The 23,604-nt window shown below is 52.1% G+C and carries 20 protein-coding genes; 13 read left to right on the top strand and 7 right to left on the bottom strand.

The genetic code is table 11. The features are described 5' to 3' along the window. Positions 1-43: 43 nt before the first annotated feature. The 6 genes from LG200_RS11260 (at position 44) to LG200_RS11235 (ending at position 8,574) form a co-directional block, all read left to right on the top strand. The gene (locus LG200_RS11260; protein WP_226757723.1) at positions 44-2,014 is read left to right on the top strand and encodes a lytic transglycosylase domain-containing protein; all 1,971 of its coding nucleotides are present in this window, start codon (positions 44-46) and stop codon (positions 2,012-2,014) included. A gap of 81 nt (positions 2,015-2,095) precedes the next feature. After that, on the top strand, positions 2,096-3,061 hold the full coding sequence (locus tag LG200_RS11255) for a complex I NDUFA9 subunit family protein (RefSeq protein ID WP_226757722.1): 966 nt from the start codon (positions 2,096-2,098) through the stop codon (positions 3,059-3,061). 4 nt (positions 3,062-3,065) lie between these two features. Beyond that, positions 3,066-4,301 carry a multifunctional CCA addition/repair protein gene (locus tag LG200_RS11250; RefSeq protein ID WP_226758247.1) on the top strand — a complete coding sequence of 412 codons (1,236 nt, stop codon included), beginning with the start codon at positions 3,066-3,068 and terminating at the stop codon, positions 4,299-4,301. A gap of 104 nt (positions 4,302-4,405) precedes the next feature. After that, positions 4,406-4,972 carry a sigma-70 family RNA polymerase sigma factor gene (locus LG200_RS11245; RefSeq protein ID WP_226757721.1) on the top strand — a complete coding sequence of 189 codons (567 nt, stop codon included), beginning with the start codon at positions 4,406-4,408 and terminating at the stop codon, positions 4,970-4,972. Continuing rightward, the gene (locus tag LG200_RS11240) at positions 4,965-5,987 is read left to right on the top strand and encodes a FecR domain-containing protein (RefSeq protein ID WP_226757720.1); all 1,023 of its coding nucleotides are present in this window, start codon (positions 4,965-4,967) and stop codon (positions 5,985-5,987) included. The genes LG200_RS11245 and LG200_RS11240 overlap by 8 nt, the downstream gene beginning before the upstream one ends. A gap of 166 nt (positions 5,988-6,153) precedes the next feature. After that, positions 6,154-8,574, top strand: a complete 2,421-nt coding sequence (locus LG200_RS11235) for a TonB-dependent siderophore receptor (protein WP_226757719.1) — start codon at positions 6,154-6,156, stop codon at positions 8,572-8,574. 54 nt (positions 8,575-8,628) lie between these two features. Here LG200_RS11235 and slmA read toward each other — a convergent pair whose 3' ends face one another. Genes slmA through argB form a run of 3 tightly spaced genes read right to left on the bottom strand, consistent with a single transcriptional unit; the run spans position 8,629 to position 10,802 of the window. Then, complete coding sequence (gene slmA / locus LG200_RS11230; protein WP_226757718.1) at positions 8,629-9,207, bottom strand: nucleoid occlusion factor SlmA; 579 nt, start codon at positions 9,205-9,207, stop codon at positions 8,629-8,631. Between the two features lie 11 nt (positions 9,208-9,218). Continuing rightward, positions 9,219-9,896, bottom strand: a complete 678-nt coding sequence (locus tag LG200_RS11225) for a pyrimidine 5'-nucleotidase (RefSeq protein ID WP_226757717.1) — start codon at positions 9,894-9,896, stop codon at positions 9,219-9,221. 21 nt (positions 9,897-9,917) lie between these two features. Continuing rightward, entirely contained in the window at positions 9,918-10,802 is an 885-nt protein-coding gene (argB, locus tag LG200_RS11220) for an acetylglutamate kinase (protein ID WP_226757716.1), read from the bottom strand. A gap of 176 nt (positions 10,803-10,978) precedes the next feature. Between argB and LG200_RS11215 the strand changes: the two genes are divergently transcribed. After that, positions 10,979-12,652 carry a formate--tetrahydrofolate ligase gene (locus LG200_RS11215; protein ID WP_226757715.1) on the top strand — a complete coding sequence of 558 codons (1,674 nt, stop codon included), beginning with the start codon at positions 10,979-10,981 and terminating at the stop codon, positions 12,650-12,652. A 90-nt stretch (positions 12,653-12,742) separates the two neighbouring features. Here the strand turns inward: LG200_RS11215 and LG200_RS11210 are convergent, their stop codons facing one another. The 3 genes from LG200_RS11210 to LG200_RS11200 all read right to left on the bottom strand — a co-directional run bounded on the left by LG200_RS11210 (position 12,743) and on the right by LG200_RS11200 (position 16,043). Continuing rightward, a complete protein-coding gene (locus tag LG200_RS11210; protein WP_226757714.1) occupies positions 12,743-13,489 on the bottom strand; it encodes a PEP-CTERM sorting domain-containing protein in 747 nt (248 codons plus the stop codon). Between the two features lie 172 nt (positions 13,490-13,661). Further along, a complete protein-coding gene (argA, locus tag LG200_RS11205) occupies positions 13,662-15,227 on the bottom strand; it encodes an amino-acid N-acetyltransferase (RefSeq protein ID WP_226757713.1) in 1,566 nt (521 codons plus the stop codon). 78 nt (positions 15,228-15,305) lie between these two features. Further along, complete coding sequence (locus LG200_RS11200) at positions 15,306-16,043, bottom strand: 16S rRNA (uracil(1498)-N(3))-methyltransferase (RefSeq protein WP_226757712.1); 738 nt, start codon at positions 16,041-16,043, stop codon at positions 15,306-15,308. Positions 16,044-16,100: 57 nt separating this feature from the next. Between LG200_RS11200 and LG200_RS11195 the strand changes: the two genes are divergently transcribed. The 6 genes from LG200_RS11195 (at position 16,101) to LG200_RS14220 (ending at position 22,279) form a co-directional block, all read left to right on the top strand. Then, positions 16,101-16,667, top strand: coding sequence for a thioredoxin family protein (locus LG200_RS11195; protein ID WP_226757711.1), 567 nt, complete (start codon positions 16,101-16,103; stop codon positions 16,665-16,667). Positions 16,668-16,890: 223 nt separating this feature from the next. After that, entirely contained in the window at positions 16,891-18,882 is a 1,992-nt protein-coding gene (gene tkt / locus LG200_RS11190; protein ID WP_226757710.1) for a transketolase, read from the top strand. 85 nt (positions 18,883-18,967) lie between these two features. Continuing rightward, positions 18,968-19,969 (top strand): type I glyceraldehyde-3-phosphate dehydrogenase, encoded by a 1,002-nt coding sequence (gap, locus tag LG200_RS11185; protein WP_226757709.1) that lies wholly within the window; start codon positions 18,968-18,970, stop codon positions 19,967-19,969. 12 nt (positions 19,970-19,981) lie between these two features. Beyond that, a complete protein-coding gene (locus LG200_RS11180; protein WP_226757708.1) occupies positions 19,982-21,163 on the top strand; it encodes a phosphoglycerate kinase in 1,182 nt (393 codons plus the stop codon). A gap of 388 nt (positions 21,164-21,551) precedes the next feature. Next, the gene (locus LG200_RS11175) at positions 21,552-22,169 is read left to right on the top strand and encodes a hypothetical protein (RefSeq protein ID WP_226757707.1); all 618 of its coding nucleotides are present in this window, start codon (positions 21,552-21,554) and stop codon (positions 22,167-22,169) included. Next, positions 22,085-22,279 carry a GIY-YIG nuclease family protein gene (locus tag LG200_RS14220; RefSeq protein WP_226758246.1) on the top strand — a complete coding sequence of 65 codons (195 nt, stop codon included), beginning with the start codon at positions 22,085-22,087 and terminating at the stop codon, positions 22,277-22,279. Before LG200_RS11175 ends, LG200_RS14220 begins: the two co-directional genes overlap by 85 nt. Positions 22,280-22,556: 277 nt before the next feature. Here the strand turns inward: LG200_RS14220 and LG200_RS11165 are convergent, their stop codons facing one another. Then, positions 22,557-23,327, bottom strand: coding sequence for a PEPxxWA-CTERM sorting domain-containing protein (locus tag LG200_RS11165; protein ID WP_226757706.1), 771 nt, complete (start codon positions 23,325-23,327; stop codon positions 22,557-22,559). Positions 23,328-23,604 lie beyond the last annotated feature (277 nt).

Raw genomic sequence — 23,604 nt, 5'->3', positions numbered from 1 at the left:
AAGCTGTATAGCAGCACGCAGCAATACAGGAAATGCAGCAAGTATGGCAGGCAACTGCGTCACATTTGCTGGGTTTCTGTTGGCCATCTTCGGCCGGATGATAGTGGCGGCTGCTCTTTTTTGCAGCTGCACGCTGTGGGCGGCAAGCCCGGATGACCTTTTCGTCAGCGCCCGCAATGCCTATAACTCCCGTAACGTTACAGTACTTGCCGAGGCTGCACAGAAACTGCAGGCACAGCACCATGTGCTGGCGCCCTATGCCGATTACTGGTTAATGCTGCTTAACCTGAGCCAGGCCGACAACCAGACCGTACGCAGTTTTCTTGACCGTTATGCCGACTTGCCCTTTGCCGACCGCGTGCGTGGCGAATGGCTCAAGGCACTGGCCCGCAGGCAGGATTGGCAGACCTTCTTTGATGAGTACCCAAAATTCAAGCGCGATGACGCTACTGTCAGTTGCTATGCGATTGACGCGGGTATTCAACAAGGTCTTGAGGCCGCGGTACTGGATGGCAAGACTTTGTGGATGACCGGCAGTGAGCTGCCAGCCAATTGCGAGGCTGTATTCGACCGCCTGCAAAAGGGCGGGGTTTTGCGTGAAGAGGATATCTGGGCGCGTACCCGCCTGCTCTTGCAAGGTTCCAAGATCACGGTTGCCAAGACCGTGCTGCAGCGTATGCCTAATTTTGACAAATCCAGCCTGAAACTGCTCGACCGGGTGTACCAGAATCCACAGCAGGTGCTGGAGAAACGCCAGGTTTCCTTCAAGAGCCGCCTGGGTAAAGAACTCAATCTTTACGCGCTGGAACGCTTGAGCAAAAGCCAGCCAGCGTTGGCGCTGGATATATGGGAAAAAGTCCATACTAATTTTGACCCTGCTGATCGTGACTATTTCTGGGGGCGCTTTGCAGTACATGCCGCACGCAAGCATGATCCACTGGCGTTGGCCTATTACGACCGTGCCGGCAATATTGTACTGGACAAGGATCAGCTTGAGTGGAAAGCACGTTCTGCCTTGCGCAATGGCGACTGGAAAGTCCTGCAATCCACCATTGCCGAGATGCCGGAAGCCCAGCAGGATGAAGGGGTGTGGCGTTACTGGAAGGCGCGTGCACTCAAAGAGCAAAAGCAGCTGGTGGCTGCAAACCTGATACTCGTCAGGTTATCCAAGGAAAACAATTATTATGGTTTGCTGGCCGAAGAGGAGATGGGGGATGTGGTGACCGCTCCTCCCGCTTTTTACAAGGCAACCCCAGAAGAAGTGCGTGTTGCCTTGGCATATCCCGGCATACAGCGCTCGCTGGCATTGCGGCGCCTGGATATGCGCTGGGAATCCAGGGCGGAATGGGTTTACGCCACCAGCGATTTTGACGACAAACAGCTGATCGCAGCGGCTGAAGTGGCCTTCCGGGAAGGCTGGTATGATATTGCCATCAGTACTGCAGACCGAACCAAGTTGCTGCATGACTTTGCTTTGCGCTATCCCACACCATACCGTGACATGATGCAGGGCTATGCTGCCGAAAACTCGCTGGACGAAGCTTGGGTGTATGGACTGATTCGGCAGGAAAGCCGCTTTGTCAGCTGGGCCAAGTCTTCCGTTGGTGCCTCTGGCCTGATGCAGGTGATGCCAGCTACCGCCAAGTGGATAGCTAAGCGGATAGGGATGGGCCATTACGAGCCTTCCATGATCAACCAATTGGATACCAACCTGAAGTTCGGTACGCACTATCTGCGTTACACCATGGACCAGATGAACGGTCAGCCGTTGATGGCGACAGCTGCCTATAATGCAGGCCCGGGGCGTCCCAAGCGCTGGGCTTCGAACAAGCCACTGGAAGGTGCGGTATATGCTGAAACCATCCCTTTCAGTGAAACGCGTGATTATGTGAAAAAGGTGCTGGGCAATTCTTATTACTATTCCCAACAGTTGGGGACCAGGAAGCTGACGCTGAAGGAGCGTTTGGGCGTGGTGCCTGGTGTAGGCAGCGCAGTCAGCGCGGAAGAGGATTGAGGCAAAGTGATAACACTGCCGCCTTGGGAGAAGGTTTGGCCGTGGCTTGGTGACATACTAATAAAGTAAGGACTGTATTTGATGCAACGTATCAGACAAATATGTGTATTGGGTGGCTCTGGCTTCGTCGGCAGTGCTGTTGTGCAACGCCTCAGCACTGCGGGATACGACGTGAAAGTGCTAACGCGCAGGCGCGAAAGCAGCAAGCATCTGATCCTGCTGCCCAACGTGCAGGTGGTGGAATGCGATATTTTCAACGATACCGCGCTTTCCGGCCACATACATGGCCAGGATGCGGTGATTAACCTGGTGGGCATATTGCATGAGTCAGGCAATGCAACATTCCAGTCCCTGCACGTCGATTTGCCGCGCCGTGTGGCTGATATATGCTGCAAGCAGGGTGTCGGCCGCCTAGTGCATATGGGCGCCTTGAAAGCCAGCAGCCGCGCCAGGAGTGAGTACCTCAAGTCCAAGGCGGCCGGTGAGGCAGCAGTCCTGGCCAGGTCTGGTGAGATCCAGGTTACGGTGTTCCGGCCCTCGGTGATCTTTGGCCGCGGCGACAGTTTCCTCAGTTTGTTTGCCAGCCTGGTCAAAATCTTGCCGGTGATTGCCGTTGCCAAGCCCCAAGCCAGGTTTCAACCTATCTGGGTGGAAGATGTGGCGCATGCTTTTGTCAGCACGCTGGAAAACATCAGTACTTATGGCCGTGCTTTTGATCTGGGTGGGCCTCGTGTCTATACGTTGAAGGAGCTGATCGAGTTTGTTGCCTTCATTCTGGGCAAGAAGCGCCGCATCATTTCGCTCAATGACAGGTTTTCCTACTATCAGGCATATGCCCTGGAACTGATGCCCATCAAGCTGATGACGCGCGACAACCTGTTTTCGATGGAAGTCGATAGCGTTTGTGATGGGGATGTGTCCAACCTGTTCGGTATACAGCCAACAGCACTGGAGTCCGTGGCTGCAGAGTACCTGGCTGGCGACACGCCCAGAAGTGCGTATGACCGTTTCCGTAGCTTGGCCGGGCGTAGTTTCAGCAAGCGGTAGGGGTATGGACATTTTCTCGGTGGGCGGTGCCGTACGGGATGAATTGCTGGGCCTGCCGGTCAAGGACCGTGATCATGTCGTGGTTGGCAGCACGCCGGAGGAAATGGTGGCTTTGGGCTATCGTCCTGTAGGGAAGGATTTCCCCGTATTCCTGCATCCCCAAACCCATGAAGAATATGCCCTTGCCCGTACGGAGCGCAAGACTGGCAAGGGATATAAGGGTTTTCAGGTACATGCCTCACCTGATGTCACCCTGGAGGAAGATCTCGCGCGCCGCGACCTTACTATTAATGCCATAGCCCAGGATCAGGCTGGAAAATTGATAGATCCTTATCATGGCGTGGCTGATATTGAGGCGAAGCAATTACGCCATGTCAGCGCTGCATTTAGTGAAGACCCAGTACGTATCCTGCGGGCAGCACGCTTTGCAGCACGCTTTACCGAATTCACCGTGGCAAATGAAACCATGCTGCTGATGAGGCGGATGGTGAATGAAGGGGAAGTGGATGCCTTGGTGCCAGAGCGTGTCTGGCAGGAATTGGCCAAAGGCTTGATGGAGTCCCGTCCCAGCCGCATGTTTGATGTGTTGCGCGAATGTGGGGCATTGCAACGCATATTCCCCGAGCTGGACCGCCTGTTCGGTGTGCCGCAAACTGCAAAGTATCATCCTGAAATAGATACTGGCATCCATATCATGATGGTGATTGATTATGCTGCCAGCCAAGGGTTCTCGCTTCCTGTCAGGTTTGCTGCCCTGACACATGACTTGGGCAAGGGCACCACTCCTGCAGAGATACTGCCAAGACACATAGGGCATGAAGAGCGCGGCATGGATTTGCTCAAGGATGTGGTCAAGCGCTTGCGCGTGCCCAACGATTGTAAGGAATTGGCGCAGGTAGTGGCCAGATTTCATGGCAAGGTACACCAGGTCAATGAAATGCGTCCTGATACTGTGTTACGATTTCTTCTGGAAACAGACGCGATACGCCAACCGCAGCGTTTTCGCGATTTTCTCGCTGCATGCGAGGCTGATGCGCGAGGACGTACCAATTTTGAGCAACAGGACCTACCGCACTTTCAATGCTTGCTGGAAGTGCTGAATGTGGTGATGCAGGTGGATGCAGGCGCAATTGCTGCTGCCCAGAAAAATCCTGCCGATATCAAGGATGCAGTGTTTGATGCGCGGGTGGATGCAATCAAGCAGAATTTTGATTTCGCGAGTAAAACGATAAAAACGTGATGTAAAAGTATAAAGGCCAAAGGGGTTAACACTATTCAAGCGAATGGAGGACTGATAAAATGAGAATTGTTCTCAATAAATGTTTCTCAGCATTTCAGGGTTTCATGCGCAAAACACAACATAATCTGTTGCATAACTTTTATGCCAGCCATCACCAATGGCTGAGGGGTTGGCTGCGCAAAAAGCTTGGCTGCCCTGACAATGCTGCGGATATTGCGCAGGATACCTTTATCCGCATTCTGGGTGCGCAGCAGACGCGGCCAATTGATGAAATCAATGAGCCACGGGCTTACCTCACCACTATTGCCAAGCGCATCATGGTGGATTTCTTTCGTCGTGCCGATCTTGAACGAGCCTATCTGGAGGCACTTGCCCAGTTTCCAGAAGCCTTGCAGCCCTCACCAGAAGATAGGCTTGAAACCCTGCAACTGCTGCAGCAAATGGATAGCCTGCTGGCAGGTCTCAGTCCCAAGGCAAGAGCAGCCTGGTTGTACAGCCGTCTTGATGGCCTAAAGCATGCTGAGATTGCCGAATTGTTGGGAGTTTCTGTGCCGCGAGTGCGCCAATATCTTGCTCGTGCTGCGCGTCAGGCCTATACGTTGCGCTTTGGTTCGACGGAGAGCGTGAGTGCAGAAGTGTTGCCGATAACTCCGCTCGTTTCCCATGAGTAATGAGAACTTGCCAGTCTCCCAGCGCGTGCTGGACCAAGCCATAGACTGGCAATTGCGTATGAGTTCCGGCGAAAGCACGGAGCGCGACAATATTGCCTTGGACTTCTGGCTGTCAGCTCATCCTGATCATGCACGTGCCTGGCTTCAACTGGGCATGCTGGATGCCGCCATTGCCCCTGCACAATCTTCTACCCTGCGTTCCATCCTCACCAAACCGATTAAGGCGCGCCGTATCAAGCGTGGTGCCATTACTTTCAGCCTGGTATTGATGCTTGTTGGTACATTGGCAGCATTCAATCAGTATCAGCCTTTCAGTGGCTTGCTGGCGGATTACCATACGGCAACAGGTGAGCGCCGACTGATTGTCTTGCCGGATAACACGGTGATTCACTTGAATACCCGTACCGCGATTGATGTGGCATACGATGTGGATCAACGCGCCATCATACTGCACCATGGTGAAATCGAGGTGGAAACTGGTCATGATGAGGCTGAGTCACGCCCGATGGTGGTGCTCACATCCGTAGGCAATATGCGTGCCCTGGGCACCCGCTTTATTGTACGTACCCTTGACGATGGTAGTGCATTGCTCAGTGTGACCGAGTCTGCTGTGATTGCCCGTCCCGCGATATGCCGACCACAGCCAGCTGCCGAGTGTGATCCGCAGCAACTGGTGGAAGAAGGCCAGTCCATCATTCTGCATGACCATGAGTTATCTCCCATGCTGACCAGCCATGCCTATATGGATGCCTGGAAGGATGGCATGCTGATGGTGGAAAATGCTGCCCTGGAAGATGTGGTGGCGGAACTGGCACGATATCGTCTGGGGCGCATCAGGGTAAATCCAGATGTAGCGCGATTACGTGTGACTGGGACATTCCCGGTAGATGACACGGACTTTGCCTTCTCAGCCTTGGCAGCCGCGCTTCCTGTGCGAATTAGCAATATCGGAGGTTTCTGGGTGAGTTTTGATCCACCTAAAGAAGTTGGTTTTGCCCAGGCCAATCCCAGATAATCTAAACAAGAATTTTTTCACTTCCCCCTCTATCACTTTCTTAATCTTGTTCGGCAAACAAGGGAAAGCGTTTGCTTTTCCATTATTGATAAGGGGATTCACTTTGTTTGCTGTTCGTCCAGATTCTAATACTCAACATTGTGCTCAGTCAGTATCGATGCGACTCATGATATTGGCCGTCATGCTCGCAGTCTCAGTGCTTGACGTTACCACTCATTCCGCGATGGCGGCTGACGCCATAGAAAAAAATGACAAGCGCTACTACGATTTGCCAGCAAGTTCGCTTGCCGCGACCTTAAACCAAATAGCCCGAGAAACGGGTGCTGTGCTAACGGTGGACGCGACATTACTTGCCAACAAGAAATCAGCCCCGGTACGCGGTGATTTTACGCCACAGCAGGCATTGCAGCAGGCTTTGCTGGGTACTGGCTTGGCGCTGGTGACCACTGATATAGGCAGCTTCAGTTTGAAGGTGGCCGCTATTGCTGGTTCATCAACGCGTGCTGATACTTTGCCTGAAGTAAATGTGGTGGCAAGGGCGCAGAATGGGCGATGGACGACTACTACGGAAGGTACTCGATCTTATGCCTCCAACGTGGTCAGCATAGGCAAGGGTGAGTTGGCGCTCAAAGATATCCCGCAGTCGGTCAGCGTGCTGACACGCCAGCGCATGGATGACATGGGTATTACTGATTTGAGGGATGCCGCCAATACTGTAACCGGAGTGGTCGGTGTGGCGGGGGTTGGTCAGGGGATGGTGCTTTCATCGCGAGGTTTCCAGATTGATGCCTGGCAATATGACGGCGTTCCCATTCCGCGCAATACGTATGCACTGGGTAACTGGGGGGCCGAGGGCATGGTGTTTTTCGATCGCTTGGAAGTATTGCGCGGGGCCTCGGGGCTGCTGCAGGGAACAGGCAGCCCAGGAGGTGCTATCAACCTGGTGCGCAAGCGCGGACAATTGGAGAAAACCATCGTGATGACCGTTAAAGCGGGATCTTGGGATCATTATGGATTACAACTTGATGCGGGCGGGCCATTAAATGAAGAAGGCAGCCTGCGCGGGCGTATCGTCATCGATGAGGATCGTACGAAATCGTTTATTGATTATGTTTGGCAAAATACCCAGTCGCTGTATGCCGCGCTGGATTATGACTTGGGGCCCGATACCACGATCGGAATAGGCATCAGTAATTCGGATAGCGATTCACGTCCCATGATACGTGGCTTGCCTCGTTATCCCGATGGCAGCGATATCGGGTTGCCGCGATCCACTTACGTTGGCGCGGTATGGAATCGGGCCGAGATCGACCAGACCACGCTGTATGCCGATCTTGAACATCACTTCAATAGTGACTGGAAGGTTAAGGTTTCCGCATTGCGTATGCGGGAGAGAAATACCTCCGTACATCAACGCATGCATGGAGATGTCGCAGCCGATGGCAGCGGACTGACGTTCGCGAACTGGGCCACGGATTTCGACGCTACCAAGACTGGTTTGGATATGTATGTGCGGGGCCAGTTTGAGGCGTTTGCACTTAAAAATGAAGTGACCCTTGGCGCTAACTACTCGAAATACACTTCCAATGACATGTGGGCTCGTACTTTTACTCCCGGCGGCAATATTTTCGCCATCGATCACCACAGGCCTTGGCAGAATTATGCGTCCATTATGGCTGCTGGAGGCATTGATAGCTTTACCAATTACGATGTGAGGCAGAAAGGCATCTATGGTAGCTGGCGTATTAGGCTGACGGAGCCATTGACTGCGATTGTAGGAGCACGCACCAGTTGGTATGACTATTCTTATGCCAAGCCATCGACTAATTATGAGGCAGTCAATAATGTTGCCGGCGAGGTGACGCCCTATCTCGGGTTGGTCTACGCGTTGAATGATCAATGGTCTATGTACGCGAGCTATACCGATGTCTTTGAACCCCAGTCAGAGAGAAATTTAAGTGGAAAGAGCCTCGATCCGATTATCGGCTCCAATTATGAGCTTGGTATCAAGGGCGAATTGATGGGCGGACGGGCCAATGCTTCGCTGGCCTTATTCAGATATAACCATGAGAACCGGGCCGTGACCGACTATGCTTCTGGTTTTGCCTGCAGTGGAAGCTATTGTTCTGTTGCTTCAGGAAAGGTGCGTAGCGAAGGGGTGGAAGCCGAAGTGAGTGGCGAAGCGGTGGCTGGCTTTCAACTGGCGGCAGGGTATACTTTCAACACGACAAAGTTCATCAATGATCCAGTCAATGAAGGAAAAGTATTTAGCCAATGGACTCCGAAACATATGTTGCGGATATGGGCTAATTATCAGCTCCCTGGTGAATGGAGAAAGCTGAGTCTCGGAGGAGGGGTCAATGCACAAAGCTATACCTTGGGATATAACCGGGAGTATGAGGTGCCAGGGTTCTCGGTCTTGAATGCGCGCATGGCATACCAGGTTACGCCTGAAGTATTGTTGGCGTTAAACCTAAACAATATTCTGGATAAGCGCTATTACATTCCGGCATTCAATGAAACCAACGGTAATAACATGTATGGCACGCCTAGAAATGCCATGCTGACGTTGAAATATAGTTATTAGGACATATACGGATAGACGCCAAGTCTTTTAAAAGACTTGGCGTCTATCTACACTTTATTCTTCCAATCCATATAGCAGCGTCAATTGCTGCTGTACAAACTCCATGGGCTTGCGCTTGAAGCCGCTCTTGGCGAATTGGTGCCAGCGCCCAATCACGAAGCACAATAGCAGGTTGGCCTGCGATTCAGGGTCAAACTTGCGGCCGGTCTGCGTTTCGGCGATTCGCAGGCTTTGCTTCAAGGTAGACTCAATGCGATCAAACAGCTGGTTGATGCGGGTCTGCAGGCTGGCATCCTCATTGACAAGGGCATCGCCAATCAGAACGCGGGTCATGCCGTGATTTTTCTCTGCGAACAGCAACAAGATGGTGACAATGCGGCGTGCCTGGCGCAAGCCGTCGGTTTCTTCAGTAGTGATCTTGTTGATGAGGCCGAACAGGGTTTGTTCGATGAACTCAATCAGGCCATCAAACATTCTTGCCTTGCTGGGAAAATGGCGATATAGCGCTGCTTCGCTGACCTCCAGTTTTGCCGCCAGGGAGGCAGTCGTAATTTTTTCCCGTTTTGGGGATTCCAGCATTTTTGCCAGAGTCTCCAGTATTTGCTGTTTGCGTTCTCCGGGTTTAAGAGCCATGGTTTACCTCGTTATCTGGGCAAGATGTCGTAACACTTTGCGCTGTTATATGTTTTGTAAATTTGTGTTTTTGGCAAATCCAGAATGCTGGAAATGCGTGCATCGACATAGCTTGGCTTGTGCAGACGACTGGATACATGAATGGTTTTCATGCCCAGGCGCTTGGCGGTCATCAGCGCTGGCAGGCTGTCTTCCAGCAATATGCAGCTGCCTGGCTTGACCTTGAGCGCCCCCAGCAGATGCTGGAAGCCGCGCATGGCAGGTTTGGGATGGAAGCCAGAGGATTCCACACTGAAGACCTGCTCATATAAGTCGTCGATAGCGAGTAATTTTAACACTCTTTTGGCATAACTCATTGGGCCGTTAGTGAATACTACCTTACGGCCAGAGAGTTGCTGCAGCATGTGTCTCAGCCTTTTTACAGTTTTCACCATGGCTGGCAGTTGATCAAGTTGATGGGTCTGCTGCAGGAAATGCCGGGGGGATATCTGGTGATGGCGCATTAAGCCCTTGAGGGTGGCGCCGTATGTGTGCCAGTAGTGCTGGCGCAGCTGGCAGGCGGCGCTTTCTTCCAGGGCAAGCTCATTCATGATGTAACGCGTCATCTCTATGTGCAGATGCGGAAATATTTCCGCATCTGCATCATGCAAGGTGTTGTCAAGGTCAAAAATCCAGACCTGATCGCGCATCTGTGGAGTGTAAATGCGTGCTTACTTGGCGGTAATCAGCGTACCCACGCCAGCGTCGGTCAATACTTCCAACAGCAGGGCATGCTCGACACGGCCATCGATAATGTGCACGGACTTGACGCCACTGCGTGCTGCATCCAGTGCCGAGCTGATCTTGGGCAGCATGCCGCCGGAGAGCGTGCCATCTGCGACGAGGTCATCAATCTGCTTGGGCGTTAGACCTGTCAGCAGGTTGCCGGACTTGTCCAATACGCCAGGGGTGTTGGTGAGCAGGATGAGCTTCTCGGCGCCCAGGATTTCGGCCAGCTTGCCTGCCACGACATCTGCGTTGATATTGTAGGTTTCACCGTCCGCTCCTACACCGATGGGGGCGATCACGGGAATGAAATCACCACTGTCCAGAAACTGGATCAGGCTGGGGTCAATACCGCTGATTTCACCCACTTGGCCAATATCGATCAGGTTTGCGGGATTTTGCAGGTCTTGCACCAGCAGTTTGCGCGCATGGATGAAGTTGCCGTCCTGACCGGTCAAGCCTACAGCCTTGCCGCCATTGCGGTTGATGAGATTGACGATTTCCTTGTTCACCTGCCCGCCCAGTACCATCTCAACGATATCCATGGTTTCTTCGTCAGTAACGCGCATGCCCTGGATGAACTCGCCCTTTTTACCTAGCTTGTCCAGCAGTTCATTGATTTGCGGGCCGCCTCCATGGACAACGACCGGGTTCATACCCACCAGCTTGAGCAATACCACATCGCTGGCGAAACATTCCTTGAGATGCGGATCTGTCATGGCGTTGCCGCCATATTTGATCACGATGGTCTTGTCGAAAAAGCGCTTGATGTAAGGTAGCGCTTCGGCAAGGGTCTGGGCTTTCTGGGCAGCGGTGGTTTGGTTGAGCATTGACTCTCTCTGGTGAGCGTAAATGGGTAGGCAGCTATTTTAACCTGATTGATGTGAAAATCGTGCGTCCGAGTGACAAACTCGCTGTTAAAGCCCCACTCTGGCAGGTAGACTGCAATTTAATCTTTGAATAATTTCAGCAGTGTCACCGTCATGGATTGCTAAAAGGATGAAGCATGCCCAGTGATATAGAGATTGCCCAGCAGGCGAGTATGTCAAGGATCAAAGATATTGCCCTCAGGCTCGGGCTCAGTGAAGACTCTATCGAGAATTATGGACTCTATAAAGCCAAAATAGATCTGGCAGCGAACCCGGAATTGCAGTCCCGGCCTGATGGCAAGTTGATTTTAGTCACGGCGATCAGTCCCACCCCTGCAGGAGAAGGCAAGACTACTACAACGGTCGGCCTTGGGGATGCATTGAACAAGATAGGGCAGCCAACAATAGTGTGCTTGCGTGAGCCTTCTATGGGGCCTGTATTTGGCATGAAGGGAGGGGCGGCCGGGGGGGGCTACGCCCAAGTGGTGCCCATGGAAGACATTAATCTTCATTTCACAGGTGATTTTGCTGCCATTGCGCTTGCACATAACTTATTGGCCGCGATGATAGACAATCATATACACCATGGGAATGCCCTGGGGATAGATCCTCGACAGGTGAGCTGGAAGCGGGTGGTGGATATGAATGATCGCGCCTTGCGCCAGGTAGTCATAGGTTTGGGTGGCAAGGTCAATGGCCAGCCGCGCGAGGATGGATTTGATATTGTCGTGGCCTCGGAAGTGATGGCAGTGTTTTGCCTGGCGACTTCGCTGAAGGATTTACGGGAGCGCCTGGGCAATATCGTGATTGGATATAACTATGATGGACAGGCAATTACCGCGCGCCATTTGCAGGCACATGGCGCCATGACGGTATTGTTGAAGGAGGCGATCAAGCCCAACCTGGTGCAGACGCTGGAACATACTCCGGCATTCCTGCATGGCGGCCCTTTTGCCAATATTGCCCACGGTTGCAATTCTGTGATTGCGACTAGCACGGCGCTCAAACTGGCTGATTATGTGGTGACTGAAGCTGGTTTTGGCGCTGATCTGGGCGCAGAAAAATTTATTGATATCAAGTGCAGGAAAACAGGCTTCAAGCCTGATGCCTGTGTCGTGGTGGCTACCATGCGTGCGCTCAAGTATCACGGCGGGGTGGACGTGGCTGCACTTGACCAGGAAAATCTGCCAGCCTTGCAGGCAGGCATGGCCAATCTGGAAAAGCATGTGGAAAATGTTATTCGCCATTATGGTCTTTCATGCGTAGTGGCGATTAACCGGTTCAGCCATGATACTGATGCCGAGATAGCCTTGGTGCAGCGCCATATGCAACCCTTCGGTGTGAGGGTTGTGCTGGCTGAACACTGGGCCAAGGGCGGGGAGGGGGCAATCGAGCTTGCAAAGGAGGTGGTCAGGCTGGTTGAAGCTCGAGGTGCGGCCATGCGTTATGTCTATGACGATGCAGATGATCTCTGGAAGAAGTTACGTAAAGTGGCGACCAATATTTACGGGGCCAGTGATATTCATGCATCGCGCCGAGTCCGGTCCATCATAGACAAGCTACAGGATGATGGATATGGACATTATCCAATCTGTATTGCGAAAACCCAGTATTCCTTCTCAACCGACGCCTCACAGCGCGGTTTGCCGCACGAGCACGTGGTGACAGTCCGTGCAGTGCGCTTATGCGCAGGAGCCGAGTTTATAGTGATGATCTGTGATGACATCATGACCATGCCAGGCCTGCCCAAGGAACCTTGCGCCACCCGGATTGATATTGATGATAACGGCCACGTAGTTGGGCTATATTAGGAAGGGAAGATAAAATAAAAGCGGCAACCTGCCCGTTATTGCTGGGAAGATTGCCGCACCGGGGTAGGTGGTGAGGAAGCCTAACTAGACTTAGCCTTTCTTGCGGCGCGCTGCGAAACCAACCAATGCCAAGCCGCCAAGCATTAATGCATAAGCAGAAGGCTCAGGTACTGCGGCAGCGATCTGGTCAACCTGGAATGCGATGATGCTGCTGTGCGCATGGGTACCGAAAGAAATGGAATAAGAGGTAATCGGGTCACTGATGCCGCTCAAATCCCATGTGAAGTAGCCAATTGCTGCCTCGACAACTGGATTGCTGGGGTCATAGAAAGGTGAGCCTGGGTTGTCAATGGCATCTGTCAGGCTGAAAGTAGTAGCCGAAAGGAGTTGGCTGCCGCCGTTAAAGCTCAGGAATACGTCTGAAATTGCAGCATCAATACCACCTGCACCACCGAGAGAGTAGTTTCCACCAGGGTTGACATGGCTCTGGAATACGATGGAGCCCAGATCGGAAATCACGGTGCTATCCGAGACGGTAAATGTAGAATAAGGGCCCATGTATTCATAAAGACCGAAACTCGCAGGGTAGGCTGTGCCGGATGTGCGAGTAAGTTCTGCATCTCCAGCAGGGGCATTACTGACAACCCCATTTGTTATTGCTGTTACCCCAGTTGTGCCGGAACCTAGACGGGTGGCAATCAATTGGTTGAAGCCATCGGTAGAAAGAGAATCTGCGACATTGGTGAAATATTCGCTGGTGGCGGTGGCTGCTTGAGCGAACGAAGCTGTGGCAAGCAGACTTAGAACAAGAATGCCCTTGGTGTAAGCAAATTTCATTATTTTCCCCTTAAATGCTGGTTAGTGCCTGAGCACTATGAGCGTGAGCAGGCGATGAGAATAATCAATTAACGTAAATAAATATCATTTACACAATCGATTAATTAATAATAATTATTCTCATTTAAAAGGTCAACAGTAATTTTGGAGTTAACGGATAATTGCTGCGTACTCAGATGCGTTTGCTGAACACCTTGGAACGGCGTTGCAGGTTGTACAACTTCTGTTTTTCGCCTGGCAGTTTCTCTACATCAGTTTCTGTAAAGCCGCGTTCAAGAAACCAGTGTTCGGTGCGAGTGGTCAGGACAAATACAGATTTCAAGCCGAGTTCGCGCGCTTGTTCCTCGCAATAGCTGAGCAGCCGGTCACCGCGCCCGCCACGGCGAAATGCGGCGTGAATCGCCATGCACGCCAATTCTGCAGTTTTTTCTGAAGGGAAGGGATAAAGCGCTGCACAGCCGATGATCTTGCCGTCGTGCTCCATGACGTGGAACCGGTCAATTTCCATTTCCAGGCGTTCGCGTCCGCGTCTGACCAGTATGCCTTCGTTCTCCAGCGGCTCTATCAGTTGCAATATACCGCCGACATCACCGATATCGGCTTTGCGCATGGCTTCCAGCGAGGCCTCTGTCACCATGGTGCCTATGCCGTCATGGGTGAAGAGCTCCTGCAGGATGGCGCCATCGGTATGGCGGCTGATCAGGTGCGTGCGGGCGACGCCCTGGTCACAGGCGCGGACGGCTGCGGGAAGGTAATAAAGTTCATCTTCCGTAATATTCTGTCCGCCATTGTTCTCGCTATGGCGCAACAGATTCTTGGCTTTGTCAGCCGTCATTTCCCGTAACAATTCCCCACGAATATTGTGAACCCCGGAAGAGTCCATCAGGAAAATCAATTTATCTGCGTCAAGTGCAATGGCAGCGCTGGTTGCCACATCCTCCAGTGTCAGGTTGAATACCTCGCCGGTGGGGGAGTACCCTAGCGGCGAGAGCAGTACCAGCTCGCCATCGTCCAGCCGCTTTTGGATGCCGATGGCATCTACCTTTCGTACTTCGCCGGTATGCTGCAAGTCTACCCCGTCTCTCACTCCCAGTGGCTTGGCGGTAACGAAATTACCGCTGGCTACACGGATATCCGCCCCCGCCATCGGCGAGTTGATAAGCCCCATGGAAAGCAGGGATTCTATTTCAACACGTACTGCGCCATTGGCTTCCTTGACTGCCTCCATGGCCTCGTCATCGGTGACGCGCAGGCCATTCACCAGATGGGTCTTGATTTTGGCACGCTTCAGGCGGCTTTCAATTTGCGGACGTGAGCCATGTACCAGCACTAACCTTACTTCCAGGCTGGCAAGCAGGTTCAGGTCATGCGAAAGGGTGACGAACTGTCCGTCATCGACAACCTCGCCACCAAATGCAATGACAAAGGTGCGCCCGCCAAATGCATGGATGTAAGGTGCTGCCGCACGAAACCAGCGAACGAACTCCTGTGGTTGCTGCAGGGTTAGCCGTGATGTCGAGGTGGACTTGCCTGACTCGCTCTCGCTTTGAGCGTAAAGAAAGGCGGCACTGCAATCCAGTGCATTGCAAAGCTTGTGCAACATGCTTTCTGACACGCCTTGCGATCCGCGCTCAATACGGGACAGGTTGCCGCTGTTCGCATCTACTTTGCGTGCCAGCTCTTGCAGGGTCATATTGAGTGCCTTGCGGCGTTTACGAATGGCACTACCTAGGGACATGGCAAGAATCCGGTATTGTAAGGGGTTGCTGCTTTTAGGACATATTTAAATATAAATATGCCTTGAGTGCAAATAAAACTAGTGGCCGAAGTCACCCCAAAGTATTTGCATGGCCGCGAGAGCAGCCAGTGCGGCAGTTTCTGTGCGCAGGATACGTTTGCCCATACGGACGGTTGTAAATCCGTGGTTGGCGGCTAGTTCGATTTCCTCGTCAGTGAAGCCGCCTTCCGCGCCAATCAGGAAGCAGATATCACCAGCCGGAGGTGCCAGGTCTGTCAGCACTCTTTCAGAGCCTGGAGCGAGTGTGATGAAGGTGCCGGCGTCCGGCTTTTGCGAGAGCCATTCTGCCAGGGAGATTGGCATGGCAACTAGAGGCACTGTTGCCCTGCCGGATTGTTCGCAGGCAGAAATGACGACATTCTGCCAATGCTCCCGGCGTTTTTCTGCGCGTTCCCCGCTCAGTTTGATTACGCTGCGCCGACTGGCAATTGGCTGAATTGCCCTGACACCCATTTCCACGGCTTTCTGGATGGTGAAATCCATGCGGTCACCGGAAGAAATGGCTTGCGCTAGCGTGATGTTTAGCGGAGATTCGGTCTCTGCTGGTGCTGCAGAGAGTATGGTGGCATGTACACTATTTTTGCTCATGCTGGTGAATTCACTGAGGTAATTGTGCCCGTCCCCATTGAAGAGGATGGCCTGATCCCCTGCCTGCATACGCAGCGCGCGGCTGGCATGGACTGCCGCGTTGCCTGGCAGGTCTATGTGTGCTCCAGGGGAAAGCGGGTGTGGACAGTAGAAGCGTGGAGTGCTCATCGGTGTGCGGTGTTACTGTTAATATGAACGAGAATTCTAATTGAAGGAGAGTGGAAAATGGCAAGTCTTAATCCGCCAGTGTGTGATTTTGGCTGGAAAGCCCCGGACTTCAAGTTGCCGGGCGTTGATGGCAAGGATTGGGCTTTATCAGAGGTCAAGGGGGTGAATGGTACGCTGGTGATGTTCATCTGCAATCATTGCCCTTATGTGCAGGCCATCCGTGAGCGTTTGGTGTCCGATGTGCGTGCCTTGCGCGAGCTGGGCATCAATGCCGTGGCAATTTCCTCCAATGATGCAGTGACTTATCCTGATGATGCATTCGAGAAGATGGCGGAAGTAGCCCGTGAATTCCATTTTCCCTTTCCGTATCTCTTTGACGAAAGCCAGGAGGTTGCCAAGGCCTATGGTGCGGTGTGCACCCCGGATTTTTTCGGGTTTAATGCGCATCTTGAGTTGCAGTATCGCGGACGCTTTGATAACCAGGGACGTGTGATGGTCCCGGTTGAAAACCGGACACGCGACCTTTACCAGGCCATGAAGCTGGTGGCTGAAACCGGTCACGGCCCGGTTGAGCAAGTGCCTTCCATAGGTTGCTCCATTAAGTGGTTTAGCGAGGATAAATAGCCGACGTAAGTTTGTCTTTCAAAGACATTAATATTAATGCTGGTATTGCTGAAAAGCTTTATCTAAGGAATAATTACGGGCTAAATACCTCTGCGAAACTGTGGCTTGCAACAGTTTCAGCATCCTGTAGTTCCAAGGGGTTTTCAAAGAATTTGAGGTAAGGCTTCTTCCAGCCTTGTTGTGCTGGCGGAGCCTTTTTCTCTTCAACCGTAGGGAGATATGTATGGCAGCAACTCGTCAAGATTTAGCAAATGCCATCCGTGCGCTATCCATGGACGCAGTTCAGAAGGCAAATTCTGGACACCCTGGCGCACCGATGGGAATGGCAGACATCGCAGAGGTTCTCTGGAACCACCACCTGCGTCACAACCCAAAGAACCCTAACTGGGCTGACCGTGACCGTTTTATCCTATCCAACGGCCATGGTTCCATGTTGATCTACTCACTGTTGCACCTGACAGGCTATGATCTGGGTATCGAAGATATCAAGACTTTCCGTCAACTGCATTCAAAGTGTGCTGGTCACCCTGAGTATAGCTATGCTCCTGGTGTTGAGACCACTACTGGTCCTCTGGGCCAGGGCATCACCAATGCGGTTGGTTTCGCGATGGCTGAAAAGTTGCTGGCTGACCAGTTCAACAAGCCCGGTCATGAGATCGTTGATCACTATACCTACTGTTTCCTGGGTGACGGCTGCCTGATGGAAGGCGTTTCCCACGAAGCCGCTGCGCTGGCTGGTACTTGGGGCCTGGGCAAACTGATCGCGATCTGGGATGACAATGGCATCTCCATCGACGGTCATATCGAAGGCTGGTACACAGACGACACCGCTAAGCGCTTTGAAGCTTACGGCTGGCACGTGATTCCTAACGTTGACGGTCACGATGCTGCTGCTGTTGAAGCGGCTATCCAGGAAGCCAAGAAGGTTAAGGACAAGCCGACTTTCATTGCTGCCAAGACTATCATCGGCAAGGGCTCACCAAACAAGTCCGGTTCACATGACTGCCACGGTTCTGCTCTGGGCCTGGAAGAAGTGGCTGCAACCCGTGAAGCCATCGGCTGGCCGCATGAGCCGTTTGTTGTCCCGCAAGAAGTCTATGACGGTTGGGATGCCAAGGCCAAGGGTGACAAGCTGGAAAGCGACTGGAATGCCAAGTTTGAAGCCTATGCCAAGATTTACCCAGCTGAAGCTGCAGAATTCAAGCGCCGTACTGCTGGTGAACTGCCAGCTAACTGGAAGGAAGCGACTGACGCTTTCATCAAGGCAACCAACGAAAAGGCTGAAGCAGTCGCTACCCGTAAGGCTTCGCAAAACGCGATTGCTGCGCTGGCTCCAGTGCTGCCAGAATTCCTCGGCGGTTCTGCTGACTTGACAGGTTCCAACCTGACCAGCTACTCCGGTTTCAAGCACGTTGACGGCAAGAAGCCAGGCAACTACATCTCCTACGGTGTGCGTGAATTCGGTATGTTCGCGATCATGAACGGTATGGCGCTGCACGGTGGCTTGCTGCCATTCGGCGGTACTTTCCACATGTTCTCTGACTATGCCAAGAGCGCTCTGCGTATGGCAGCGTTGATGAAGCAGCGCACTATCGCTGTCCTGACACACGATTCCATCGGTCAGGGTGAAGATGGTCCTACTCACCAGCCTATCGAGAACACCGCTGGTCTGCGTTACATTCCTAACATGGATGTATGGCGTCCTGCTGATTCCGTTGAAACTGCAATCTCCTGGGTTGCTGCGGTTGAGCGCAAGAATGGCCCAACCAGCCTGGTGCTGAGCCGTCAGAACGTTCCTGGCGTCAAGCACGACGAGAAGCACTTCGACCTGATCCGCAAGGGTGGTTATGTGTTCTCCGACGTTGAAGGCAAGGCTGATGTCATCATCATCAGTAACGGTTCCGAACTGGATCTGGCTGTGAAGGCTGCTGCTGAGCTGAACGCTGCCGGCACCAAGGTGCGTGTGGTTTCCATGCCATCGACCAACGTATTTGATCGCCAAGACCAAGCCTACAAGGACAGCGTGCTGACCCCAGGCGTGAAGCGTGTAGCGGTTGAGGCCGGTGTGACCGACTTCTGGCGCAAGTATGTTGGTCTGGAAGGTGCTGTCGTTGGTATCGATACCTTCGGCGAATCCGCTCCAGGCGGCGTGTTGTTCAAGCACTTCGGCTTCACTGTTGAAAATGTAGTGAAGACCGTCAAGTCCGTGCTGTAATGACAGGTAGTAAATAAAAAAAAGGGGGCCAGTCATGCTGGCTCCCTTTTTGTTTTTGAAGACACAATCAGGACAGGGAAAACTCATGACAATCAAGGTTGGCATTAATGGCTTTGGCCGTATCGGCCGCATGGCATTCCGTGCGGCGATCAAGGATTTTACTGATATCGAAGTAGTGGCAATCAACGACCTGCTGGAGCCAGATTACCTGGCCTACATGCTCAAGCATGACTCTGTGCATGGCCGTTTCAACGGAGATGTTTCAGTCAGTGGCAACAACCTGATCGTGAATGGCAAGCCCATACGCCTGACAGCAGAGCGCGACCCTGCCAACTTGAAGTGGGATGAGGTCGGCGTGGATGTCGTGGTTGAATGCACCGGTTTTTTCCTGACTGAAGAAACCTGCCAGAAACATATTGATGCTGGCGCCAAGAAAGTGGTGCAATCTGCACCGTCCAAGGACGACACGCCCATGTTTGTGTATGGCGTCAATCATGATACTTACAAGGGGCAGGCGATTGTCTCTGCTGCATCCTGCACCACCAATGGCCTGGCGCCGGTGGCCAAGGTATTGAATGACAGTTTCGGCATCAAGCGCGGCTTGATGACCACAGTGCATGCAGCCACTGCCACACAGAAAACCGTGGATGGGCCATCCAACAAGGATTGGCGCGGTGGGCGCGGTATCCTGGAAAATATCATTCCTTCTTCCACCGGGGCAGCCAAGGCAGTAGGCAAGGTGATTCCGGCATTGAACAAAAAACTCACGGGTATGGCGTTTCGCATCCCGACTTCTGACGTATCTGTCGTGGACCTGACTGTTGAACTGGAAAAGGAAGCTACTTACGAACAGATCGTCGCAGCCATGAAGGCTGCTTCCGAAAGTGGTCCACTCAAGGGAGTACTTGGTTTTACCGATGAAAAAGTGGTGTCCACGGATTTCCGCGGCAATGCCTATCCTTCGATTTTTGATGCAGATGCAGGCATACAGCTGGATCCTACATTCGTCAAGGTCGTGGCCTGGTACGACAATGAATATGGCTATACCTGCAACATGATGCGCTTGGTGCAACACGTCGCGTCCTGAGCTGGAGAATATATGGCCGTAATCAAAATGACTGACCTGGACCTCAAGGGCAAGCGCGTATTCATTCGTGCTGACCTAAACGTGCCTGTCAATGATGGCAAAGTGACCTCCGATGCCCGTATCACTGCCTCTTTGCCTACCATACAGCAGGCACTTCAAGCCGGTGCATGCGTCATGGTGACTTCGCATCTGGGCCGCCCTGAAGAGGGTGTCTATTCCGCAGAAAACTCATTGCAACCCGTAGCCGATGTCCTGGCTGAGAAGCTTTGCAAGCCTGTGCGCCTGGTCAAGGACTGGATAGACGGTGGTTTTGAAGTGTCTGAAGGTGAAGTGGTATTACTGGAAAACTGCCGCTTCAACAAGGGCGAGAAAAAGAACGTAGAAGAAACCGCACGCAAATACGCTGCCTTGTGCGATGTGTTTGTGATGGATGCCTTTGGCACCGCACACCGTGCAGAAGCTTCCACCTATGGCATTGCACAGTATGCGCCAGTGGCAGCAGCAGGCAACCTGCTGGTGGGTGAGCTGGACGCACTCGGCAAGGCCTTGTGTGAACCAGCACGCCCCATGGTGGCCATCGTCGGCGGTTCCAAGGTGTCCACCAAGCTCACCGTGTTGGAAAGCCTGGCAGCAAAAGTCGATCAGATGGTGGTGGGTGGCGGTATTGCTAACACTTTCCTCAAGGCCGCTGGCAAGCCAATTGGCCGCTCATTGAGCGAAGATGACCTGGTGCCGACAGCACAAGCCCTGATCAAAACCATGGCTGATCGTGGCGCAGCAGTACCAATTGCAGTAGATGTGGTCTGCGGCAAGCAGTTTGACCCGGATGAACCTGCAGTACTGAAATCCGTGGACCAAGTACAGGCTGATGACATGATCTTCGACATAGGTCCTGAATCTGCCAAGCAATTGGCCGAGATCATCATGAATGCTGGCACTGTTGTCTGGAATGGCCCGGTTGGCGTATTCGAGTTCGACCAATTCGGCGAAGGTACCAAGACCATAGCCGAAGCCATTGCCAAAACCAAAGCTTTTACTTTGGCAGGGGGCGGCGACACTATCGCGGCTATCCAGAAATACGACATCTACGACAAGGTGTCTTATATCTCTACAGCAGGCGGAGCGTTCTTGGAGTTCCTCGAAGGCAAGAAATTGCCGGCCGTGGAAATTCTGGAACAGCGTGCCAAGGGTTAGTTTGCTGAATTGGTCTGATAATAAAGGAGCTTTCGGGCTCCTTTATTTTTGGTACTTGGCGACACAAAGCAAAGTGACTCGCCCGGTGAGGCGAAACCCATCCCTGCATAATGCCGCAGTAGTGATTGAGACTAACAATCTTTGAGTTCAAGGTACTAAGGGTTTAAAGGCAACAAATGGTCTTGCCCCTTGTCCGGCAGGATTTCCGCTACTTAGCGCAGCCAGACGGGACTAAAAATCAAGGCCACTTAATATCGCTATGCTCGCCCTTGATTGGTGTGCATATGGACTCTCAATGTAGGGATAAATTGCGTTTCTAAGGATATGACAACAAAGACGATTGATATGGCATACTTTATGTTAGCCATTGAAACCTAAGAAAATATATATGAACGAGCCAGTTAAAAAGGCCTTAGAAGCTTACACAAATCTACGGGAGAAACTTGGAAAACCACCGTCCTCTAGGCAGTTTTATAAGGACTTCCCAAAGAGGGAGCTTTTCAAAGTATTTGAGGGAGGCAATGCTTTTAGTCGCCTTCAAGAACTAGCTGGCGATTCTCCGAATCAATTTTCTTCTAAGAAGTCTGAGCTTCGAGAAATTCTTATTAATTGGGGAAAGTTGGCTCGAAAAACATTAAGTGAATACAATAAACTTCCTGTTTCTTCAGATTGGTCAATAAACAATCTTACTCCATCTATAAGTGGCATAGAGAAAAGCCACAAAATTAAATGGTCAGATATTCCGTTACTATTTTGCTCTGAATTTTCAAGTGTAGAGGAATGGGGTGATGTTTTATTCTCACTCCCAACTTCCGTTAATATCACAATAACTAAAGAATTGACTAATGAAGAATGCTTTGTTTACTTGATGAAGGATCTTCGTAATGGCTTACATAAAATTGGAATTTCTAATAACCAGGCATTCGCGAAAAAACTTTACAAAGTGAGCAGCCTAAAATCGACCTTATTGCCGCAAAGAAATACATTAATAGAAAGATTGCCTTAAATATGGAGAAGGCGCTTCATCAAACATATAGTCACAAAAGAAAACGTGGAGAATGGTTCCATCTTGACTCAGAAGATATCAGTGAAATCTCAATAACTTTGAACAATTGAATACCAATAAGTCATTTAGATGCCATATTTTCCAATCTTGGTCCGCGTAGGAAGTAATAACTAACAGGCATGCTACCCAGTTAAGCGGGGCGGTGATAGCGCTGGTGAATGCCGGGTTAGACGTGCGGCTCTATTTCTGGCATGAGTCTGCGCAAGACCTATTGCCCGTGCTGAGTTAAATAATAGGGGCAGACCACAATTTATTTGTATTGATAAATTGTGGTCTGTATTGCTAGGACGTTCCGCAAGAACCTGACTGGTCTGTTATCGGCCGCCTTCAGCGGCAGGACGAAAAGGCTGGATTAGCGCGGCGTCGGCGCGCGGCGCCAGCGGCGAGGCCCAGGCCGATGAGCATGAGTGCCCAGGTACTGGGTTCTGGCACTGCCGCTACGGGTGATGCCGTGACTACGAAATTATCCACCCAGCTATAACCGCTGCTGCTGACTGTGCCGGAACCATTGGGGTTGTTCCACACGGTCTTGGTGGTGCTGGTATCCACCAGACGGAAGTACACTGCCTCTTGATCGTTCAGTGCCGTGATCGAAGAAAGATCATAGGAGAAGTGGTACGCTGCATTGGGTGTGCCGACGCTGGTCCAGACCACTGTCGTGGAGGCGCCGTTCTCCAGTACTTGGTAGCTGGCGAAGTCCGTGAAGGAGCTGCCATCGGTGCTGTACTGCAGTGCCCAGTTCAGGGGGCCGCCGGTGCCGGTCTGGTCCCAATCCAGCACGATGCTTTCGAAACCTGCCGTGCTGATGCTGAACTGGTAGTAGTCGCCCACTGACCAATTGCTGGTGCGCACTGAACCATAGGAGCCGTTGCCCACGCCGGGACCGTTGGCGGTGAAGTAAGTCGAGCCGCTCTTTGAATGGAAGATATCGAGCGTGCCGTTGCCGGCATCGGCGGTATAGGGAACCGAGGTCGGTGTGCCATAGTAGACAGGTTTCTCGAAGGTCCAGTCAGCGATGGTATCGGCCTGCGATGCGCTCGCGAATCCAAGGGTGATTGCTGCCATGGCCAGCGCCCGCAGGGAATGCTTATGTTTCATGATTCTACCTTTCATGTGCCAAGATTATAAAATCGGGGCATAGTTTCAGCCCCAACTATTGCTAGAAACTACGCAAGAATTCTGACAGTCTGGAATGAATGTTTTGTTAGCGTTTTATTAATATTTGAGGCTGTATGTACTAGATAAAGTCTAAATATCAGCCAACTCATCGAATGTCTTTAATTGGTGTTGGGGGCCTGTTTCCAGAATTTCTCAATGCTATTGATGTAGTTCTTGCCATGAGTAAGTTATGCCGGTCATTCATTCGTGCGTGCGT

The organism is Methylobacillus caricis, assembly GCF_020532705.1.
Lineage (GTDB): Bacteria > Pseudomonadota > Gammaproteobacteria > Burkholderiales > Methylophilaceae > Methylobacillus > Methylobacillus caricis.
Note: the sequence above shows the minus strand (reverse complement) of the source record. Positions and strands in the feature narration are given on the sequence as shown.

Excerpts from the sequence above, each read along its gene's own strand:
- LG200_RS11260 (WP_226757723.1), top strand. The coding sequence starts at position 44 with ATGGCAGGCAACTGCGTCACATTTGCTGGGTTTCTGTTGGCCATCTTC.
- LG200_RS11165 (WP_226757706.1), bottom strand. The coding sequence starts at position 23,327 with ATGAAACATAAGCATTCCCTGCGGGCGCTGGCCATGGCAGCAATCACC.
- LG200_RS11195 (WP_226757711.1), top strand. The coding sequence starts at position 16,101 with ATGGCAAGTCTTAATCCGCCAGTGTGTGATTTTGGCTGGAAAGCCCCG.
- LG200_RS11240 (WP_226757720.1), top strand. The coding sequence starts at position 4,965 with ATGAGTAATGAGAACTTGCCAGTCTCCCAGCGCGTGCTGGACCAAGCC.
- LG200_RS11245 (WP_226757721.1), top strand. The coding sequence starts at position 4,406 with ATGCGCAAAACACAACATAATCTGTTGCATAACTTTTATGCCAGCCAT.
- gap (WP_226757709.1), top strand. The coding sequence starts at position 18,968 with ATGACAATCAAGGTTGGCATTAATGGCTTTGGCCGTATCGGCCGCATG.
- LG200_RS11225 (WP_226757717.1), bottom strand. The coding sequence starts at position 9,896 with ATGCGCGATCAGGTCTGGATTTTTGACCTTGACAACACCTTGCATGAT.
- argB (WP_226757716.1), bottom strand. The coding sequence starts at position 10,802 with ATGCTCAACCAAACCACCGCTGCCCAGAAAGCCCAGACCCTTGCCGAA.
- LG200_RS11180 (WP_226757708.1), top strand. The coding sequence starts at position 19,982 with ATGGCCGTAATCAAAATGACTGACCTGGACCTCAAGGGCAAGCGCGTA.
- LG200_RS11175 (WP_226757707.1), top strand. The coding sequence starts at position 21,552 with ATGAACGAGCCAGTTAAAAAGGCCTTAGAAGCTTACACAAATCTACGG.
- LG200_RS11200 (WP_226757712.1), bottom strand. The coding sequence starts at position 16,043 with ATGAGCACTCCACGCTTCTACTGTCCACACCCGCTTTCCCCTGGAGCA.
- LG200_RS11210 (WP_226757714.1), bottom strand. The coding sequence starts at position 13,489 with ATGAAATTTGCTTACACCAAGGGCATTCTTGTTCTAAGTCTGCTTGCC.
- LG200_RS11215 (WP_226757715.1), top strand. The coding sequence starts at position 10,979 with ATGCCCAGTGATATAGAGATTGCCCAGCAGGCGAGTATGTCAAGGATC.
- tkt (WP_226757710.1), top strand. The coding sequence starts at position 16,891 with ATGGCAGCAACTCGTCAAGATTTAGCAAATGCCATCCGTGCGCTATCC.
- slmA (WP_226757718.1), bottom strand. The coding sequence starts at position 9,207 with ATGGCTCTTAAACCCGGAGAACGCAAACAGCAAATACTGGAGACTCTG.
- LG200_RS11235 (WP_226757719.1), top strand. The coding sequence starts at position 6,154 with ATGATATTGGCCGTCATGCTCGCAGTCTCAGTGCTTGACGTTACCACT.
- LG200_RS11250 (WP_226758247.1), top strand. The coding sequence starts at position 3,066 with ATGGACATTTTCTCGGTGGGCGGTGCCGTACGGGATGAATTGCTGGGC.
- LG200_RS11255 (WP_226757722.1), top strand. The coding sequence starts at position 2,096 with ATGCAACGTATCAGACAAATATGTGTATTGGGTGGCTCTGGCTTCGTC.
- argA (WP_226757713.1), bottom strand. The coding sequence starts at position 15,227 with ATGTCCCTAGGTAGTGCCATTCGTAAACGCCGCAAGGCACTCAATATG.